The 17,870-nt window shown below is 71.4% G+C and carries 18 protein-coding genes; 4 read left to right on the top strand and 14 right to left on the bottom strand.

Annotation, left to right across the window (positions count from 1 at the left end; all coding sequences use genetic code 11):
* Positions 1–88: 88 nt before the first annotated feature.
* A complete protein-coding gene (gene cbiE / locus ACIP4Z_RS12350) occupies positions 89–1,312 on the bottom strand; it encodes a precorrin-6y C5,15-methyltransferase (decarboxylating) subunit CbiE (RefSeq protein WP_401307028.1) in 1,224 nt (407 codons plus the stop codon).
* A gap of 169 nt (positions 1,313–1,481) precedes the next feature.
* The gene (locus tag ACIP4Z_RS12345; RefSeq protein WP_401307025.1) at positions 1,482–2,138 is read right to left on the bottom strand and encodes a GNAT family N-acetyltransferase; all 657 of its coding nucleotides are present in this window, start codon (positions 2,136–2,138) and stop codon (positions 1,482–1,484) included.
* Between the two features lie 185 nt (positions 2,139–2,323).
* Between ACIP4Z_RS12345 and ACIP4Z_RS12340 the strand changes: the two genes are divergently transcribed.
* Positions 2,324–3,109 carry a methyltransferase domain-containing protein gene (locus ACIP4Z_RS12340; protein WP_391126213.1) on the top strand — a complete coding sequence of 262 codons (786 nt, stop codon included), beginning with the start codon at positions 2,324–2,326 and terminating at the stop codon, positions 3,107–3,109.
* A gap of 41 nt (positions 3,110–3,150) precedes the next feature.
* On the opposite strand, the gene ACIP4Z_RS12335 is transcribed toward ACIP4Z_RS12340, so the two are convergent.
* From ACIP4Z_RS12335 to ACIP4Z_RS12325, 3 genes are all read right to left on the bottom strand, one after another.
* On the bottom strand, positions 3,151–4,002 hold the full coding sequence (locus tag ACIP4Z_RS12335) for a MetQ/NlpA family ABC transporter substrate-binding protein (protein WP_391126216.1): 852 nt from the start codon (positions 4,000–4,002) through the stop codon (positions 3,151–3,153).
* 106 nt (positions 4,003–4,108) lie between these two features.
* Positions 4,109–4,819, bottom strand: a complete 711-nt coding sequence (locus ACIP4Z_RS12330; protein WP_355332624.1) for a methionine ABC transporter permease — start codon at positions 4,817–4,819, stop codon at positions 4,109–4,111.
* On the bottom strand, positions 4,816–5,904 hold the full coding sequence (locus tag ACIP4Z_RS12325) for a methionine ABC transporter ATP-binding protein (RefSeq protein WP_401307019.1): 1,089 nt from the start codon (positions 5,902–5,904) through the stop codon (positions 4,816–4,818). The genes ACIP4Z_RS12330 and ACIP4Z_RS12325 overlap by 4 nt, the downstream gene beginning before the upstream one ends.
* Positions 5,905–6,352: 448 nt before the next feature.
* Between ACIP4Z_RS12325 and ACIP4Z_RS12320 the strand changes: the two genes are divergently transcribed.
* Both ACIP4Z_RS12320 and ACIP4Z_RS12315 read left to right on the top strand, forming a co-directional pair.
* The gene (locus tag ACIP4Z_RS12320) at positions 6,353–6,721 is read left to right on the top strand and encodes a hypothetical protein (RefSeq protein ID WP_401307017.1); all 369 of its coding nucleotides are present in this window, start codon (positions 6,353–6,355) and stop codon (positions 6,719–6,721) included.
* On the top strand, positions 6,714–7,262 hold the full coding sequence (locus ACIP4Z_RS12315) for a hypothetical protein (RefSeq protein ID WP_401307014.1): 549 nt from the start codon (positions 6,714–6,716) through the stop codon (positions 7,260–7,262). Before ACIP4Z_RS12320 ends, ACIP4Z_RS12315 begins: the two co-directional genes overlap by 8 nt.
* A gap of 29 nt (positions 7,263–7,291) precedes the next feature.
* Here the strand turns inward: ACIP4Z_RS12315 and ACIP4Z_RS12310 are convergent, their stop codons facing one another.
* The 3 genes from ACIP4Z_RS12310 to ACIP4Z_RS12300 form a co-directional block, all read right to left on the bottom strand.
* Complete coding sequence (locus ACIP4Z_RS12310; RefSeq protein WP_355332631.1) at positions 7,292–7,798, bottom strand: GNAT family N-acetyltransferase; 507 nt, start codon at positions 7,796–7,798, stop codon at positions 7,292–7,294.
* Positions 7,799–8,003: 205 nt separating this feature from the next.
* On the bottom strand, positions 8,004–8,585 hold the full coding sequence (locus ACIP4Z_RS12305; RefSeq protein ID WP_401307011.1) for a sigma-70 family RNA polymerase sigma factor: 582 nt from the start codon (positions 8,583–8,585) through the stop codon (positions 8,004–8,006).
* Between the two features lie 104 nt (positions 8,586–8,689).
* Positions 8,690–9,871, bottom strand: coding sequence for a glycerophosphodiester phosphodiesterase (locus ACIP4Z_RS12300; RefSeq protein WP_355332636.1), 1,182 nt, complete (start codon positions 9,869–9,871; stop codon positions 8,690–8,692).
* 259 nt (positions 9,872–10,130) lie between these two features.
* Here ACIP4Z_RS12300 and ACIP4Z_RS12295 point away from each other — a divergent pair, with 259 nt between their 5' ends.
* On the top strand, positions 10,131–10,799 hold the full coding sequence (locus ACIP4Z_RS12295; protein ID WP_355332639.1) for a lysophospholipid acyltransferase family protein: 669 nt from the start codon (positions 10,131–10,133) through the stop codon (positions 10,797–10,799).
* Positions 10,800–11,062: 263 nt separating this feature from the next.
* Here ACIP4Z_RS12295 and argH read toward each other — a convergent pair whose 3' ends face one another.
* From argH to argJ, 6 genes are all read right to left on the bottom strand, one after another.
* Positions 11,063–12,535, bottom strand: a complete 1,473-nt coding sequence (argH, locus tag ACIP4Z_RS12290; RefSeq protein WP_401307007.1) for an argininosuccinate lyase — start codon at positions 12,533–12,535, stop codon at positions 11,063–11,065.
* Positions 12,532–13,728: an argininosuccinate synthase gene (locus ACIP4Z_RS12285; RefSeq protein ID WP_355332643.1), complete on the bottom strand. Its 1,197-nt coding sequence runs from the start codon at positions 13,726–13,728 to the stop codon at positions 12,532–12,534. Before ACIP4Z_RS12285 ends, argH begins: the two co-directional genes overlap by 4 nt.
* 114 nt (positions 13,729–13,842) lie before the next feature.
* On the bottom strand, positions 13,843–14,376 hold the full coding sequence (locus tag ACIP4Z_RS12280) for an arginine repressor (RefSeq protein WP_188280110.1): 534 nt from the start codon (positions 14,374–14,376) through the stop codon (positions 13,843–13,845).
* 16 nt (positions 14,377–14,392) lie between these two features.
* Positions 14,393–15,598 (bottom strand): acetylornithine transaminase, encoded by a 1,206-nt coding sequence (locus ACIP4Z_RS12275; RefSeq protein ID WP_391046505.1) that lies wholly within the window; start codon positions 15,596–15,598, stop codon positions 14,393–14,395.
* Entirely contained in the window at positions 15,595–16,593 is a 999-nt protein-coding gene (gene argB, locus ACIP4Z_RS12270) for an acetylglutamate kinase (protein ID WP_391046502.1), read from the bottom strand. Before argB ends, ACIP4Z_RS12275 begins: the two co-directional genes overlap by 4 nt.
* Positions 16,590–17,750 carry a bifunctional glutamate N-acetyltransferase/amino-acid acetyltransferase ArgJ gene (gene argJ / locus ACIP4Z_RS12265; protein ID WP_391160883.1) on the bottom strand — a complete coding sequence of 387 codons (1,161 nt, stop codon included), beginning with the start codon at positions 17,748–17,750 and terminating at the stop codon, positions 16,590–16,592. The genes argB and argJ overlap by 4 nt, the downstream gene beginning before the upstream one ends.
* Positions 17,751–17,870: the final 120 nt, after the last annotated feature.

The following is a 17,870-nucleotide window of genomic DNA, read 5'->3' as shown; positions in this document are numbered from 1 at the left end:
CCTCGGGACGCCCCGCGTACGATGCCCCGACACACGTCCGCGACCGGCGCAAACGCCTTCTGCGCAGGCGTTTTTGATCATGCACAGATCAGCGGCGCGTGCCGCAGAGGGCAAAGGTCACCGAGCGTTCCCGCTCGGCCCACTCGGAATCCAGTTCGACGGATTGCAGGAGAGCGCGTTCCACCTCGTAACCGCCTTCCTCCAGTGCCCTGCTGACCGCTTCGGCCTCGTCGCGGGTGGTCGCGCCGGTCACGATCCGCTCCGGGCGGCGGGCCGCGCAGGCGGCGGTCACCTCGGCGTCGACGCACCCGATCCGTACCGCGTCGGGCTCCGGGAGGTCGTCCAGCACCTGGGGCGCCGGGCCGTGTACGACCTGGAGTTGGACCCCGGCCCTGCGGCCGGTGGCGGTGATCCAGTCGCACGCGTCGGCGTCCCGGTCGACGGCGATGACGGCGGCGCCGAAGCGCGCGGCCTCGACGGCGACGGCGCCGTCCGCGGAGCCGATGTCCCACACGAGGTCGCCGGTGCGCGGGCCGAGCCGGGCGAGTTGGAAGGCGCGCAGATGCGCCGAGGTGTCGCCGCCGTATTCGGACGAGGGCAGCGCCCAGCCGCGGACCGGGCCGGGAAATCCGGGGTCGCGCCCGGCGATCCAGCCGCCGCGCTCCGCCGACGGTACGCCGAGACCGGCCGCTCCCGAACCGGCGGAGGTGGTGCCGCCGACGACCAGGACGACGTTCGGATCGCGCCAGATGTGGTCGGCGACGTTGTCGGAGGTGAGAACTGTCACCTGTTCCTGCTCGGTGCCGAGCGCTTCGCAGATGACGAAGGTGCGGTGGACTCCGGTGAGCAGCAGGGAGAGTTCGACCGGGCCCGCGCCGGGCGCGGTGAGCACGGCGACCTTCGGGTAGGCGCGGCAGACGTTGACCGCGCGGCGCAGGGAGCGGCCGTGCGCGACGACCACGCGGGCGTCGTCCCAGGGCATTCCGGCGCGGGCGAAGGCGGTGGCGACGGCGGAGACGCCGGGGATGACCTCGATCTCCAGGCCGTGTTCCGGCGCCCGCAGCGCGCGGACGACGCCGAAGAAGCCGGGGTCGCCGTCGGCGAGTACGACGGCGCTGCCGCGGTGCTTGGCGATCCTGCGGGCGGCGATCTCGATGCTGCCCAGCACGATCCGCTCGGCGTGCTCGGGGACGTGCGACAGCGCGAGATGGTGTTTGGTGCCCGCGACCAGGGTGGCGGCGTTCAGTGCGGCGCGGGCCGCGTCGGACGGAGGTGAGCCGTCCCATCCGATCACGGTGACCCGGTCGGCCATCGTCGTCTGCCTCCATGGCTGTGCGGATCGCTGCGGACCAGGTCACGGCACGGCGGCGTGGCGCGCCCCGGTCCCGGGGGGAGAACACTATCCGGGCCCGGGTGCCCGGGGACGAGGCGAGGGGGCACGTATCCGCCACGGCGTCCTCGGAGCCGGTGGGCGGGAGGGCTCAGCGCCAGTCGGCGTACGCGCTGAAGTCGGCGTGGGCGTCGTATCCGCCGTCGCCGGAAGCCTGGCCCGGACCCTCGTCCAGGTCCTCGGGCAGCACGCTCCACACCAGCAGGTCGGTGCGGATCTCGGCCCAGCGGCCGTCCTCGGTCTGGCTGCGGACGATGCCCGCGTTGCGCAGTACGCCCTCGCTGACGCAGCCGATCTTCTGCGCGACCTGCTGGGAGGCGGTGTTGTCGGCCGCGGTGCGCAGCTCCAGCCGTTCGAAGCGCTGGTCGGTGAAGAGCCAGTGGCAGACGGCCTGCACCGATTCGCTGGCGTATCCCTCGCCGCGCGCCCAGGCGGCGGTGAGGTAGCCCACCTCGCTGCCGCGGATCCGCCAGTCGGTGTTGTGCAGGTGGACGGTGCCGACCAGCCGCTGGGTGAGGAATTCGGTGACGGCCAGGACGATGCCGCGGCCGGACTCGCGCTCGGCGGGCGCGGTCCTGGTGACGAACGCGCGGGCGTCGTCCTGCGAATACGGCTGCGGTACGCCGGTCCACGCGATGATCAGCTCGTCGTTCATCATCTCCGCCAGGGCGGGGATGTCGGCCTCCTCGTACGCGCGCAGCACCAGCCGCTCCGTACTGATGGAGATGTCCGGAAAGGTGGGCGTCATTCGCTGCTCCGTAACCAGGGCATGTGTGGATTGCACAGCATGCAGCATCCCGCACGGCATGGGCCGGGCAGGGTCGCCGGGGCGGGAGTGGGGTGCGCGGCGGCGAACGCCCTTCCAGAGTAGGGCGAATGCCGGTCAGGGCGGGTATCCGTGAACGTCATCCGATCCTGCTACCGTCAGCCCGCGTGACAGTGCACCACGCAGCAGGAGTCGGCTACCAACGGGCAGCGGAGGTCTACGAGAGCTCCCGGCCCTCCTATCCGCTCGCCGCGCTCGCCGCGCTGGCGGACGCGTTGCCCCTGGAAGCGGGCCGTACCGTGGTCGATCTCGGCGCGGGCACCGGCAAGTTCACCCGTCTGCTGGCACTGACCGGGGCCGAGGTGCTCGCGGTGGAGCCGGTGAAGGAGATGCGGGAGCGGCTCGCCGAGCTGCTGCCCGCGGTCGCGGTGAACGCGGGGACGGCGGAGACGACGGGGCTGCCCGACGGCTGCGCGGACGCCGTGGTGGCGGCGCAGTCCTGGCACTGGTTCGAGGAGCCCGCCGCGCTGACCGAGGTGGAGCGGCTGCTGCGGCCGGGCGGCGCGCTGGCGCTGGTGTGGAACACCTTCGACACCTCGGAGCCGTGGATGCGCGACTTCCAGGACATCTACTTCCGGCTGGCGCCGCGCGATCTGCCCCGCCCGCCGCTGTCCTCCGGCCTCGGCGACGCGGCCTGGCGCAAGCCGTTCGAGTCGCGGCCCGGCTGGGGGGCGATCGAGGAGCGGCACTGGCCCAATCCGCACTCCACGACGGTCGCGGACATCGTCGACCGGATGATGTCGTCCAGCCATATCGCCGTCCTCGACGCGACCGCCCAGGGGCGGGTGCGCGCGGAGTTGGAGGCGGTGCTGGGGGCGCACCACGCGACGCGCAGCAGCGGCGCGATCGAGATGCCGTACGTGACGGACGTGTACTGGGTGCGGCACGGCTGAGGCCCCGCGCCCTCGGGGGGAGCGGGGCCCGTGCGCGGCGGTCAGGCCGCCGGGGCGCCGAAGGCCGGTATCACCGAGCCCTTGAAGGTCGTCTCGATGTACTGCTTCACCTCGGGCGAGTTGAGCAGTTCCGCGAGCTTCTTCACGCGCGGGTCGTTCTCGTTGCCCTTCTTGACGGCCAGGAAGTTGGCGTACGGGTTCCCGTCCGCCTTCTCCAGCGCCAGCGCGTCCTTGGCCGGGCTGAGATCGGCCTGGATCGCGTAGTTGCCGTTGATCACGCCCGCGTCCACGTCGTCCAGGGAGCGCGGGAGCTGGGCGGCCTCCAGCTCCTTGAACTTCAGGTGCTTCGGGTTGGCCGTGACGTCGGCGGGGGTCGCGGTCTGGTCGGTGCCCGCCTTGAGGGTGATCAGGCCGTTGTCGGCGAGCAGCTTGAGCGCGCGTGCCTCGTTCGTCGTGTCGTTCGGTACGGCGACGCTCGCGCCGTCCTTGAGCGCGCCGATCGACGTGATCTTGTGGGAGTACAGGCCCAGCGGCTCCAGCTCGACGTTGACGACGGGCACGATGTGGGTGCCGTTCTTCTTGTTGAAGTCGTCCAGGTAGGGCTTGTGCTGGAAGAAGTTCGCGCCGACCTCGCCCTGCTCGGTGGCGGTGTTGGGCAGCACGTAGTCGGAGAACTCCTTGACCTGGAGGTCGAGTCCGGCCTTCTTCGCCAGGTGGTCCTTGACGTAGTCGAGGATCTGCGCGTGCGGGGTGGGGCTGGCCGCGACCACGAGCGGGCCGCTGGTGTCCTTGGCGCTCGCCTTGGAGTCGGAGTCGGAGCCGCAGGCGGTGAGGCCGAGCGAGAGCGCGGCGGCGGCGAGGACGGCGGCGGTGATGGTGGTGTTCTTTCGCACGAAAAGTGCCTCTTTCTGGTTTATCCGGGTCGTGCTGGGTGGTACGGCGCCGCGACGCTGCGGTGCCAGGGGGACAGAAGCGGGTCGGGACGGGAGAGTCGGGCGGTCAGGAGGCTGTCGCCGGGCGCAGCAGGCGCAGCCGGGGGGCCGCGCCGGACCGGCCGCGGCGGGCGACGGTGCGGGCGGCGAAGTCCCCGACGAGCTGGACGAGGGTGACCACGACGACGAGCACGGCGACGATCACCCACATGAAGCCGGTCTCGAAGCGCTGGTAGCCGTAGCGCAGCGCGAGGTCGCCGAGCCCGCCGCCGCCGACCACCCCGGCCATCGCGGAGTAGCCGATCAGCGCGATGACGGTGGTGGTGGCGCTGGCGATCAGTGAGGCGAGCGACTCCGGCAGCAGCACCTTGCGGACCACCGTCCACGTACTGCCGCCCATCGCCTGGACGGCCTCCACCAGGCCGTGGTCCACCTCGCGGACCGCCGTCTCGACCAGCCGGGCGAAGAACGGGATCGCGCCGACGGCCAGCGGGACGACGGCCGCCTCCCAGCCGATGGTGGTGCCGACGATCGCCCGGGTGAAGGACATCAGGGCGATCATCAGGATCACGAACGGCAGCGACCTGCCGATGTTCACGACGACGCCGAGGACGCGGTTCACGGGCAGACAGCGCAGCAGGCCGCCCCGGTCGGTGAGGACCAGCAGGACACCGATCGGCAGCCCCGCGGCCACCGATATGACCGTGGCCCAGGCGACCATGCGCAGCGTCTCGCCACCCGCCTGCGTGAGCAGCGGGTGCATCTCGGACCAGGTCACTTCGCCGTCTCCCCGACCGTGTTCCGGGCCTTCTCCCCCGCCGTGTTCCCCGCCGTGTCTCCTGCCGCGACCGGCTCGGCCTTGGCGGCGACGACGGCGACGTCCAGGCCCTGCTCGCGCAGGTAGCCGATCGGCACCACGTTGTCCTCGAAGCGGCCCGGCAGCTCGATCCGCATCCGGCCGATCTGCCGTCCGTCGTAGGTCTCCATGGCCGCGCCGAGGATGGAGATGTCCACGTTGTACGTGCGCGCCAGCCGGGAGATCACCGGCCGGGTCGCGCTGTCGCCGTGGAAGGTGAGGTCGACCACCGTACGGTCGGGGCCCGACGCGTCGCCGTCCACGGGGAACAGCTCGTCGGCCAGTTCGGAACCGGGGGTGGCCAGCAGTTCGGCCACGGTGCCTGACTCCACTACGCGTCCGCCTTTCATGAGTGCCGCCGAGTCGCAGACCTGCTTGACGACGTCCATCTCGTGGGTGATCAGCAGGACGGTCAGGCCGAGCTGCCGGTTGAGGTCGCGCAGCAGCCGCAGCACGGACCGGGTGGTCTCCGGGTCGAGTGCCGAGGTGGCCTCGTCGGAGAGCAGCACCTTGGGGTCGCCCGCCAGGGCGCGGGCGATGCCGACGCGCTGCTTCTGGCCGCCGGACAACTGCGCGGGGTAGGCGCGGGCCTTGTCGGACAGGCCGACCAGGTCGAGGAGTTCACCGGCCTTGCGGGCCCGCTGGCGGCCGGAGATCCCCAGGATCTCCAGCGGGAGTTCGACGTTGTCCTGCACGGTGCGCGAGGAGAGCAGATTGAAGTGCTGGAAGACCATGCCGATCCCGGCGCGGGCGGCGCGCAGGGCCGCGGGGGCGCGGTCGGAGCGTCCGGCCAGCGCGGTCAGGTCGCGGCCCGCCACCTCGACGGTGCCGGAGGTGGGGCGCTCCAGCAGGTTCACGCAGCGGATCAGGGTGCTCTTGCCCGCGCCGCTGCGGCCGGCGACGCCGTAGACCTCGCCTTCGCGTACCCGCAGGTCCACCCCGTCCAGGGCGGTGACCTCACGGTCGCGCGAGCGGTAGACCTTTCTCAGGTCGGTGGTGGTGATCACAGGAGCGTCCATCGGGGTCGAGCGCGCGGCGGACGTACCACCGCACACGGGGGCGTTCTTCTCGGGACGCGGCACGCGGCGGCACACCGGAAAGGGCGGCGGGCCTCAAAGGATTTCGGCGGCGCTCTGGGCGCTGCGCCGGTGCGTGACGCGGGGCACTCGCTTCGGGGCGCGAGGCGTGGAGGTGGGCCCTCGGTCAGTCACACATTCGACACGCACAACGAACACCGGGCGTGATCGCCTCGGTCGCGCGGCTGCGGCTGTTCGTCGTGGTCATGCGTTCCAGTAAACCAGACGGGTGGCCGCGTTCCGAAATCCGGTCCGATTGTTCATTATGCGGACACACTCACGGGGCCGCCCCGGCGGGCGGCCGGGCGGGCGGGGACGGGAGATCCGGGCGGGCAGGGGTGGGAGATCCGGGCGTCACGCCCCGTAATAGAGTCGCCGCATGCTCGACGCGGTCCTCATCACGGTCTCGGTCACGGCGCTGCTGCTCGCGGCGTGGTGCGGTTTCGCCGCGTACCGTGACCAGCCGACCAACGACTGGCACTTCATCGCGATGGCCGTGGTCACCGCGGCCGCGCTGGTGCAGCTCGTGATCGCGATCGTGCAGCTCGCCCGCGGCGACCGGCCGCAGCACGGGATGGCGGTCTTCCTCCCGTATCTGCTGGGCGCGGCCGTGACGATCCCGGCGGCGGCCTTCATGTCCCTTGCCGAGCGGACGCGTTGGGGCTCGGCGATCGTGGCGGCCGGCGGCGTGGTGCTGGCCGTGCTCGAACTGCGGCTCAACGAGATCTGGGGAGCCGGCCATGGCTGACGGCACACGCGCGACACGCGCACGGGCACGGACGAAGACGCTGACGAAGGGCACGGACGGCATGAAGGACACGGGGGACGGCACCGCGGCCGAGGCGGCCGAGGACGCGCCGGGGACGCGGATCGGCCAGGGCCCCGGCCGGCTGCTGCTCTCGCTCTACGCGGTCTTCACCGTCGCGGCGCTGTCCCGGTCGATCGTGCAGATCGCGACCAAGTACCACGAGGCACCGCTGGCGTACGTCCTGTCGGGCGTCGCTGGCGTGGTCTACGCGGTGATCACCGTCGCGCTGTGGAAGGGCGGCGAGGCGGCCCGCAAGGTGGCGCTGGTGTGCTGCTCGGCCGAGCTGGCCGGTGTGATCGCGGTGGGCACCCTGACGGTCGTGGACTCCTCGGCCTTCCCCGACGCGACCGTCTGGTCGGACTTCGGGGTCGGCTACCTCTTCCTGCCGCTGGCCCTCCCCGTGGCCGGTCTGCTGTGGCTGCGCCGTGCCGCCCGCGAGGCGGGGCGGCCACAGGAACAGCAGACCGGGTCCGGGGCCTGATCCGTACGCGAGGCGCCGTGGAACGCGGCTCAGGCCGTGGCCGCGTAGCCCGCCGTGGCGGCGGCCTTCTCCATGGTCACCAGGCTCAGCCGACGGCTGACCGGCTCCGCGGCGCCCACCTGCTCGTAACCGAGCTTGCGGTACATCCGCAGATTGACCTGGCTGCGGTGGCCGGTGAAGAGCCGGTAGCGCTTGGCCTCCTCCTCGGCCGCCAGTCGCTCCTCGACGGCGTTGAGCAGCCGCCCGCCGAGGCCGTGTCGTTGAAGTCGCGGGTGGACGATCAGTTTCCCGATCCGCGCGGTGCCGTCGTCGTCGACGACTCCGCGTACCGAGCCGACGACCTCGTCGCCCAGGCGCGCCACCAGGACGCACCCCCCGGCGAGTTCGGCACGCAGCTCGTCCAGGGTCTGGGTGAGAGGTTCGATGCTGTAGTCGCCGTACAGCTCCGCCTCGCTCTGGTAGCAGAGGTACTGGAGTTTGAGGATCTTCTCGGCGTCCGAGTGCTCCGCCGTAGAGATGGTCACGCTCATGCCCATGCGCGCAGGCCTCCCCTTCGAATCCGTCCGGGCAGTTTGAGGGTGAGGTATGCGCCCGGAACGAGTGCCTGAACGGAGTTGGTGCGGATATGCGCCGCCTCCGTGGCGCCGATGATCGCACAAACCCTTCGGTGGGGTACCGCCTGCGCCCCACCCAGTTCAGTCTCGTACGGGCGCGCCAAGGGTGCCCACTGCCGCCGACTGTTTACCGTGCATTACCCCGTCTCACCGGGGATCCAACCCTCGAATTCAGGATCGTCCGAAGACAGCCGAGGCAGCGCGACCTCAGCGGTCCGATGCTGCCCTGTGAGATTCCCAACTCGCGGGAGATTTCCCGGTAAGTGGGGTCGGAACGGGACATCAGGGCCGTGACGACCTGCGGGCAGCGGCCGGGCAGCCGCCGTACCGCCGCCTGGACCGTACGGTGTTGCTCCGCCGCCAGCACCAACTCCTCGACCCCGCGCACCTGCGCGGGCTGGCCCGCGGCGTCCGGGTCCCCGTACGGGCGTTCGCTGCGGATGCGGCGGGCGTGGGCGCGGGCCTCGGCGCGGACCGCGCGGCGCACCCAGCGGTCCGGCTCGGGCGGCGGGCCGCCCAGTTCCAGCAGCCGCAGCCAGACGGCCTGTTCGAGGTCGGCGGCCTCGACACCGCCGCCGGCCAGCGCCTCGGCCGCGGCCTCGGCGGCCAGCAGCGGCCCGAGCGGCGCGTAGGGGTCCGCGGGGGCGTCCGCGGGACGGCGGGCGCGGTCGTCGGCATGCGGGGCCGCGGGCAGGTCGGGGTGGTCCATGGGGATCTGCATATCCGCTGGCACGAGACGGCCGCGCCGGACGGTTGCCCGGCGCGGCCGTTTTCACCACATGGAGTGGCGGTGGCGGTTCAGGACGTCCGGGTTCAGGACGTCCAGAAGTCCTCGCGGGCCAGTACGGCGGTGTCGGCGTTGTCGGTGAACAGGCCGTCGATGCCGGTCGCGAACCACGTCTTGAAGGCGGCCAGCGGGTCGCCGTACGCGTTGGGGTCCGTGCCGACCTGGAAGTCGGCGGGCAGGAACTGGTTCTCGTTGCGCGCGGTGAAGGGGTGCAGCACCAGACCGGCCTTGTGCGCGTCCTTGACGACGGCGGTGGGCCGGAGCAGCCTGCCCGAGGCGTCGCGCGGGATGATCACGTCGGTGGTCGGGCCGATGCCCTGGGCGAATCCGGCGATCCAGCGCAGCCCGGCCGGGGTGACGAGGTCGGCCACGGTCCGCTTGTCGCCGGAGACGACGAAGTCCCAGGGCCGCGAGGTGAGGCCGTTGAGCAGGAAGATCTTGGGCGCGGCGCCGCCGAGCGCGCCGAGCCGCTGGAGGCTCTGCGCCTCGAAGGACTGGAGGAACTGCGGGGCGTCGGCGCGGTGCCTGCCGTACTGCTTGAGCAGCTTGATCAGCCGCTCCTCCAGCGGCAGGCCGATGCCGCGGAAGTACGTGGGGTGCTTGGTCTCGGTGTGCAGCCAGACCGGCTTGCCGCGCTTGCGGCCCTCGCGGTCGGCCCAGGCCAGCACCTCCTCGAAGGTGGGGATCGCCCAGCGGCCGTTGTAGACGGTGTTGCGCTGGCGGACGGCGGGCAGCCGTTCGACGGCGCGCAGCCGCTTGAGTTCGGCGAGGGTGAAGTCCTCGGTGAACCAGCCGGTGGTGGGGGTGCCGTCGATGGTCTTGGTGGTTTTGCGGCCGGCGAACTCCGGGTGGTCGGCGACGTCGGTGGTGCCGCCGATCTCCGGCTCGTGGCGGCAGACGAGGTGGCCGTCCCTGGTGGGTACGACGTCCTGCTCGACGACGTCCGCGCCGATCTCCAGCGCGTACTCGTAGGAGCCGAAGGTGTGCTCGGGCCGGTATCCGGCGCTGCCGCGGTGCCCGACGATGGTCGGGACCGGCAGCTTGGGCGCGCCGCCGTGGCCGGGGGCGCCGTGCCGGGGCCGGGCGGTGGACTGTTCCCGGGCCTGCGCCGTACCGGCCGTGCCGAGTACCGCGCCGCCCGCGCCGAGTGCCGCCGCGGACAGGACAGCGCGCCTGCCGAGGCCGGTCTTGTGCTGGTCATCCGTCATGCGCGCATCGTGCCGTGAAAGTCTGTCGCCCCGTCGACATCAGCCGTAACACACACCTAACGCGTGTCAACACTGCGTAGCGGACGTGTGAACCCGGCGTGCGGCGGGGCCCCGCGCGGAAGTATCGTCCTTGTGTACGGTGCGGCGTCCCGCGGTCCCGCCGGTCCTGCGGTCAGGCTGCCGTCGTACCGCGACATCGCAGCACCGCCGCCGTCCGTCCCGCCCAGGCGTGTCCGAACCGGAGGATCCGTTGTCCCGCATGTCCCGCAGCTTGCTCAAGGCGATTCTCGGAGTGCTCATGCGCGTCCTGTACCGCCCCGTGGTCGAGGGCGTGGACGGCATCCCCGGTGACGGTCCGGTGATCCTGGCCGGGAATCACGTCACCTTCGTCGACTCGATGTTCCTGTCGCTGGTGGTGGACCGGCAGGTGTACTTCATCGGCAAGGACGAGTACGTGACGGGCAAGGGCGTCAAGGGCCGGTTGATGGCCTGGTTCTTCACCACCTGCGGCATGATCCCGGTGGACCGGGACGGCGGCCACGGCGGTGTCGCGGCGCTGATGACCGGCCGCCGCGTGCTGGACGAGGGCAAGATCTTCGGCATCTACCCCGAGGGCACCCGTTCCCCCGATGGCCGTCTGTACCGCGGCCGGACCGGAATCGCCCGGTTGGCCCTGATGACCGGCGCCCCGGTGGTGCCCTTCGCGATGGTCGGCACCGACAAGGTGCAGCCCGGTGGCAAGGGGATGCCCCGGATCGCCCCGGTCACCATCCGCTTCGGCTCCCCGCTGACCTTCTCCCGCTACGAGGGCATGGACCGTGACCGCTATGTGCTGCGCGCCCTGACCGACGAGGTCATGAGCGAGGTCATGCGGCTCGGCGGCCAGGAGTACGTGGACATCTACGCGACGAAGGCCAAGGCCGCCTGATACGGCGGGGGCCGCGCCCGGCGCCCGCCGTGACATGGCGGGTTCACGGGGGCCGGTTACGCGGCTGGCGGTGGCCGGTTCGGCGGCTCGCCGCGGCCGGCTGATCGCGGGCGTCGACGACTGGACGGACTGCCTGATGCTGATGCAGCCCGGCCAGGTCGACGCGGCCTCGACCGACGACACCATCCTGAACGGACTGGCCGCGCGGGACCCCAACACCAAACCGATCGGCCCGCGTTTCACCGAGCCGCCCAGTACCGCGATTAGACGGCGTCGCCGTCCGCCCCGTCCCAGGCGTGCGCCCAGGTGTGCTGCACCGTCAGATCCGCCTTGATCTCGGCGAGTTGTACGGCGACGGCGGAAGGCGCCGTGCCGCCGCGTCCGTTGCGGGAGGCCAACGCGCCGGGGACGTCGAGGACATGGCGTACCTCGGGCGTCAGATGCGCGGAGATCTTCGCGAACTGCTCGTCGGTGAGCTGGTCGAGTTCGATGCCCTCGGCCTCGCAGACCTTGACGCACTCCCCCGCGACCTCGTGCGCGACCCGGAAGGGCACGCCCTGCTTGACCAGCCACTCGGCGATGTCGGTGGCGAGCGAGAAACCGGCCGGTGCCAGGGTCTCCATCCGCTCCCGGTGGACGGTGAGCGTGGCCATCATGCCGGTGAACGCCGGGAGCAGCACCTCCAGTTGGTCGCAGGAGTCGAACAGCGGCTCCTTGTCCTCCTGGAGGTCGCGGTTGTACGCGAGCGGCAGCGCCTTGAGCGTGGCCATCAGTCCGGTGAGGTTGCCGATGAGCCGTCCGGACTTGCCGCGCGCCAGCTCCGCGATGTCGGGGTTCTTCTTCTGCGGCATGATCGACGAGCCGGTGGAGAAGGCGTCGTGCAGGGTCACGAAGGAGAATTCCTTCGTGTTCCACAAGATGACCTCTTCGGCGATCCGGGAGAGGTTGACGCCGATCATCGCGGTGACGAAGGCGAATTCGGCGGCGAAGTCGCGGGACGCCGTGCCGTCGATGGAGTTGCCCACCGAGCCGTGCTGGAAGCCGAGTTCCTTGGCGACGGCCTCCGGGTCCAGGCCGAGCGAGGACCCGGCGAGCGCGCCGGACCCGTACGGGGAGACGGCCGTGCGGTCGTCCCACTGCCGCAGCCGCTCCGCGTCCCGTGACAGCGCCTGTACGTGGGCGAGCACGTGGTGTGCGAAGAGCACGGGCTGGGCGTGCTGGAGGTGGGTGCGGCCGGGCATCGCGGTGTCCGGGTGCGCCTCGGCGAGGCCGACCAGCGCGCTCTGGAGGTCGGCGATGAGCCCGCCGATGGTCCGCGCGTGGTCGCGCAGGTACATCCGGAAGAGCGTGGCGACCTGGTCGTTGCGCGAGCGCCCGGCCCGCAGCTTGCCGCCGAGGTCGGCGCCGACCCGCTCCAGCAGGCCGCGTTCCAGCGCGGTGTGCACGTCCTCGTCGGCGATGGTGCCGGCGAAGTCGCCGGAGGCCACGTCCGCTTCGAGCGCGTCGAGTCCGGCGATCATCCGGTCCAGCTCGTCGGCGGTCAGCAGCCCCGCCTTGTGCAGCACCCGGGCGTGCGCGCGGGAGCCCGCGATGTCGTACGGCGCGAGCCGGAAGTCGAAGTGCACGGAGGCGGAGAGCTTGGCCAGCGCCTCGGCGGGGCCGTCGGCGAACCGGCCGCCCCACAGCCGCAGGTTGTCGTTGCCGCCGCCGGGGCCGCCGGTGTTCGTGTCCGTCACTTCGTCAGGTCCCGCTTCGCGGCGATCTTGCTGGACATGCCGAAGATCTCGATGAAGCCCTTGGACAGCGACTGGTCGAAGGTGTCCCCGGTGTCGTACGTCGCCAGGTTGAAGTCGTACAGCGACTCGCCGGACTTCCGGCCGGTGACGACGGCCCGGCCGCCGTGCATGGTCATCCGGATGTCGCCGGAGACGTGCTCGTTGGCCTCGGCGATGAAGCCGTCGAGCGCCCGCTTGAGCGGGGAGAACCACAGGCCGTCGTAGACCAGTTCGCCCCAGCGCTGCTCGACCTGCCGCTTGTACCGGGCCAGTTCGCGCTCGACGGTGACGTTCTCCAGCTCCTGGTGCGCGGTGATCAGCGCGATGGCGCCCGGCGCCTCGTAGATCTCACGGGACTTGATGCCGACCAGCCGGTCCTCGACGATGTCGATCCGGCCGATGCCCTGGGCCCCGGCCCGCACGTTGAGCTGCTGGATGGCTTCGAGCACGCTGACCGGCTTGCCGTCGATGGCCACCGGGACGCCCTGCTTGAAGGTGATGACCACCTCGTCGGCCTCGCGCGGCTCGGCCGGATTCTGCGTGTACTCGTACACGTCCTCGATCGGCGCGTTCCAGATGTCCTCCAGGAAGCCGGTCTCGACGGCCCGCCCGAAGACGTTCTGGTCGATGGAGTACGGCGACTTCTTGGTGGTCGCGATCGGGAGGTTCTTCTCCTCGCAGAAGGCGATGGCCTTGTCGCGGGTCATCGCGTAGTCGCGGACCGGCGCGATGCACCTCAGGTCGGGCGCCAGCGAGGAGATGCCCGCCTCGAACCGCACCTGGTCGTTGCCCTTGCCGGTGCAGCCGTGCGCGACGGTGGTGGCGCCGTGCTTGTTGGCTGCGGCCACCAGGTGCTTCACGATGGCCGGCCGCGACAGTGCGGACACCAGCGGATACCGGTCCATGTAGAGGGCGTTGGCCTTGATCGCCGGGAGGCAGTACTCGTCGGCGAACTCGTCCTTGGCGTCCGCGACCTCGGCCTCGACCGCCCCGCAGGCGAGCGCCCGCTTGCGGATGACGTCCAGGTCCTCGCCGCCCTGGCCGACGTCCACCGCGACCGCGATGACTTCGGCGCCGGTCTCCTCGGCGATCCAGCCGATGGCGACGGACGTGTCCAGACCGCCGGAGTAGGCGAGTACGACGCGCTCGGTCACGGGGCTCTCCTTACGATGCATACGCTGACTGGTATAAGTATGCACTCGACCGTATGCTTCGTCAACGCGGCAGGTCAGAGGGGGTGTGAGACCGTATAACCGGCCGGACCGGAGCTATGCCTCGCCCTGGGCGAGGCGGAGCAGGTGGTCGGCGAGTTTCTGGCCGCCTGCCGGGTCGCGGCTGATCAGGACGACGGTGTCGTCGCCCGCGATGGTGCCGAGGATGTCGTAGACCTCGGCCTGGTCCATGGCGGAGGCGAGGAACTGGGCGGCGCCGGGCGGGGTGCGGACGACGACGAGGTTGGCGGACGCCTCGGCGGAGATGAGGAGTTCGGCGGCCAGGCGCCGCATGCGCTCTTCCTTGACGGACTCGCCGAGCGGGGCCTGCGGGGTGCGGAAGCCGCCCTCGGAGGGGACGGCGTAGATGAGTTCGCCGTCGTTGGTGCGGATCTTGACCGCGCCGAGTTCGTCGAGGTCGCGGCTGAGCGTCGCCTGGGTGACGCTCAGCCCGTCGTCGGCGAGCAGCTTGGCGAGCTGGCTCTGCGACCTGACCGGCTGGCGGCCGAGGATGTCCACGATCCTGCGGTGCCGCGCGGTACGGGTCTGCGGTACGGCCTGGCTGCCGTTGTGCTGCTGCGCCTCGGTCATCGTCGTGTCAACTCCGTCATTCTCCGGCTCCGCTCGCCCCGGAGGCCCGGTGCACCTGGTCGAGGACGCCGGGCAGCGCCTGGAGGAACGCGTCCGTGTCGTCGTCGCCGACGATCAGCGGGGGCGCGAGCCGTACCGTGTCGGGCACGGCGGCGTTGACCAGGAACCCGGCATCCTGAGCCGCCTTCTGGATCTGCGCTGAGAGCGGCTCGGTGAGCACGATACCCAGCAGCAGGCCCGAACCGCGCACATGATCGACCAACGGGTGTCGCAGCGCCTCGACGCCCTGCCGCAGCTTCTCGCCCTGCCGCTTGACGTGGTCGAGCAGGCCGTCGGCCGCGATCGTGTCGAGGACGGCGAGCGCGGCGGCGCAGGCGACCGGATTGCCGCCGAAGGTGGTGCCGTGGGCGCCGGGCGTCATCAGCTCCGCGGCCGGGCCGAAGGCGAGGGCGGCGCCGATCGGCAGGCCCGCGCCGAGCCCCTTGGCCAGGGTCACCACGTCCGGCTCGACACCCTGTGCCTGGCACTCGAACCAGTGGCCGGTCCTGCCGATGCCGGTCTGCACCTCGTCGAGCACCAGCAGCGTGCCGGTGGCCGCGGTGATCTCGCGGGCGGCGGCGAGGTAGCCGGGCGGCGGCACGACCACACCGTTCTCGCCCTGGATCGGCTCGATGATCACCAGCGCGGTGTCGGTGGTGACGGCCGCCCGCAGCGCGTCCGCGTCGCCGTACGGCACGTGCGTGACGTCGCCGGGCAGCGGCTCGAACGCCTCGCGCTTCTTGGGCTGGCCGGTCAGCGCGAGCGAGCCCATCGTGCGGCCGTGGAAGGCGCCGTCGGTGGCGACCATGTGCTGACGCCCCGTCAACCGGCCGATCTTGAAGGCCGCTTCGTTGGCCTCGGCGCCGGAGTTGGCGAAGAAGACCCGGCCGGGGCGGCCGGAGAGCTGGAGCAGCCGCTCGGCGAGCGCGACGGGCGGTTCGGCGACGAAGAGGTTGGACACATGGCCGAGCGAGGAGATCTGCCGGGTCACCGCCTCGACGACCGCGGGGTGCGCGGTGCCGAGGGAGTTGACCGCGATGCCGCCGAGGAAGTCGACGTACTCCTTGCCGTCGGCGTCCCAGAATCTGGCGCCCGCGCCGCGGACCAGCGGGATGCGCGGGGTGCCGTAGTTGTCCATGAGCGAGCCCTGCCAGCGCTGGGTCAGTCCCTCGTTGCCGCTCACCGCGCTTCTCCTTCTCCCTGGTCGGATACGGTGCCCGCGGCCGGTGCGCCGGCCGCGTCGGTGACGTCGTCCGGCACGACCATCGTGCCGATGCCCTCGTCGGTGAAGATCTCCAGCAGGATCGAGTGCTGGACCCGGCCGTCGATGACGCGGGCGGTGTTCACGCCGTTGCGCACGGCGAACAGGCAGCCCCGCATCTTGGGGACCATGCCGCTGGACAGGTCGGGCAGCAGCTTCTCCAGCTCCGTCGCGGTCAGGCGGCTGATGACGTCGTCGCTGTTCGGCCAGTCCTCGTACAGGCCCTCGACGTCGGTGAGGACCATCAGCGTCTCGGCGCCCAGCGCGGCGGCCAGGGCGGCGGCGGCCGTGTCGGCGTTGACGTTGTAGACGTGGTGGTCGTCGGCGGAGCGCGCGATGGAGGAGACGACCGGGATACGGCCGTCGGCCAGCAGCGCCTCGATCGCGCCGGTGTCGATGGCGGTGATCTCGCCGACCCGGCCGATGTCGACCAACTCGCCGTCGATACGCGGGCGGTGGCGGGTGGCGGTGATGGTGTGGGCGTCCTCGCCGGTCATGCCGACGGCCAACGGGCCGTGCTGGTTGAGCAGTCCGACCAGCTCGCGCTGGACCTGGCCCGCCAGCACCATCCGGACCACGTCCATCGCCTCGGGCGTGGTCACCCGCAGCCCGGCCTTGAACTCGCTGACCAGGCCGTGCCGGTCGAGCTGCGCGTTGATCTGCGGGCCGCCGCCGTGCACGACGACCGGCTTGAGGCCCGCCTGCCGCAGAAAGACCACGTCCTGCGCGAAGGCGGCCTTCAACTCCTCGTCCACCATGGCGTTTCCGCCGAATTTGATGACGACGACCCTGCCGTTGTGGCGGGTCAGCCACGGCAGCGCCTCGATGAGGATCTGGGCCTTGGGCAGCGCCGTGTGCTTGCGCGCGGTGGGCCGGCCCTCCGGCTTCGCGGCTCCGGGGTTCCCATCGTCGGTCATGAGCTGTACGCGCTGTTCTCGTGGACGTAGTCGGCGGTGAGGTCGTTCGCCCAGATCACCGCGGACTCCGTACCGGCCGCGAGGTCCGCCGTGACGACCACCTCGCGGAACCGCATGTCGACCAGGTCGCGGTCCTCACCGACCGAGCCGTTCCTGCACACCCACACGCCGTTGATGGCGACATTGAGCCGGTCGGGCTCGAAGGCGGCCGAGGTCGTGCCGATCGCGGACAGCACACGGCCCCAGTTGGGGTCCTCGCCGTGGATCGCGCACTTGAGGAGGTTGTTACGGGCGATGGAGCGGCCCACCTCGACGGCGTCGTCCTCGGAGGCCGCGTTGACGACCTCGATCCTGATGTCCTTCGAGGCGCCCTCGGCGTCGCCGATGAGCTGGCGGGCGAGGTCGCCGCAGACCGCGCGGACCGCCTCGGCGAACTCCTCGTGCTCCGGGGCGATTCCGGACGCCCCCGAGGCCAGCAGCAGCACGGTGTCGTTGGTCGACATGCAGCCGTCGGAGTCGATCCGGTCGAAGGTCAGCCGGGTGGCGGCGCGCAGCGCCGTGTCCAGGGCGGGGGCTTCCACGTCGGCGTCCGTGGTGAGGACGACCAGCATGGTGGCCAGGCCCGGTGCGAGCATGCCCGCGCCCTTGGCCATGCCGCCGACGGTCCAGCCCGCGCCGCCCGCGACGGCCGTCTTGTGCACGGTGTCGGTGGTCTTGATGGCGATGGCGGCCTTCTCGCCGCCGTACTCGGACAGTTCGGCCGCGGCCTTCTCGACTCCCGGCAGCAGCTTGTCCATCGGGAGCGGCAGACCGATCAGGCCGGTCGAGGCGACCGCGATCTCGCCCGCGCCGTGGTCGTCGGCGCCGAGGACCTCGGCGACCTTCTCCGCGGTCGCGTGCGTGTCCTGGAAGCCCTGCGGGCCCGTACAGGCGTTGGCGCCACCGGAGTTGAGAACCACGGCGGCGACGGAGCCGCCCTTGACGACCTGCTCCGACCAGAGCACCGGCGCGGCCTTCACGCGGTTGGAGGTGAAGACGCCCGCGGCGGCGCGGCGCGGTCCGGTGTTGACCACGAGGGCCAGGTCCGGGTTGCCGTTCTCCTTGATCCCGGCGGCGATCCCCGCCGCCGTGAATCCCTTGGCTGCCGTGACACTCACTGCTTCTCCTCGTTCCCTTCTCCGCCCGCCCGGCACGAACCCGCGCCGATCGTCGTTGCCTGCCGCCCGGCGGCCTCGCGTGCGTCGGTCACCGGTTCTCCTCGTTCCCTTCTCCGCCCG

This window comes from Streptomyces sp. NPDC088910 (genome assembly GCF_044749865.1).
GTDB lineage: Bacteria > Actinomycetota > Actinomycetes > Streptomycetales > Streptomycetaceae > Actinacidiphila.
The sequence above is the reverse complement of the archived record's forward strand: the minus strand, read 5'-3'. Positions and strand labels throughout refer to the sequence as shown.

Coding starts and splice junctions, on each gene's coding strand:
- ACIP4Z_RS12315 (WP_401307014.1), top strand. CDS start 6,714: ATGGCTGACGGCACACGCGCGACACGCGCACGGGCACGGACGAAGACG.
- argB (WP_391046502.1), bottom strand. CDS start 16,593: ATGACCGACGATGGGAACCCCGGAGCCGCGAAGCCGGAGGGCCGGCCC.
- cbiE (WP_401307028.1), bottom strand. CDS start 1,312: ATGGCCGACCGGGTCACCGTGATCGGATGGGACGGCTCACCTCCGTCC.
- ACIP4Z_RS12345 (WP_401307025.1), bottom strand. CDS start 2,138: ATGACGCCCACCTTTCCGGACATCTCCATCAGTACGGAGCGGCTGGTG.
- ACIP4Z_RS12320 (WP_401307017.1), top strand. CDS start 6,353: ATGCTCGACGCGGTCCTCATCACGGTCTCGGTCACGGCGCTGCTGCTC.
- ACIP4Z_RS12305 (WP_401307011.1), bottom strand. CDS start 8,585: ATGGACCACCCCGACCTGCCCGCGGCCCCGCATGCCGACGACCGCGCC.
- ACIP4Z_RS12300 (WP_355332636.1), bottom strand. CDS start 9,871: ATGACGGATGACCAGCACAAGACCGGCCTCGGCAGGCGCGCTGTCCTG.
- ACIP4Z_RS12280 (WP_188280110.1), bottom strand. CDS start 14,376: ATGACCGAGGCGCAGCAGCACAACGGCAGCCAGGCCGTACCGCAGACC.
- ACIP4Z_RS12295 (WP_355332639.1), top strand. CDS start 10,131: ATGTCCCGCAGCTTGCTCAAGGCGATTCTCGGAGTGCTCATGCGCGTC.
- ACIP4Z_RS12310 (WP_355332631.1), bottom strand. CDS start 7,798: ATGGGCATGAGCGTGACCATCTCTACGGCGGAGCACTCGGACGCCGAG.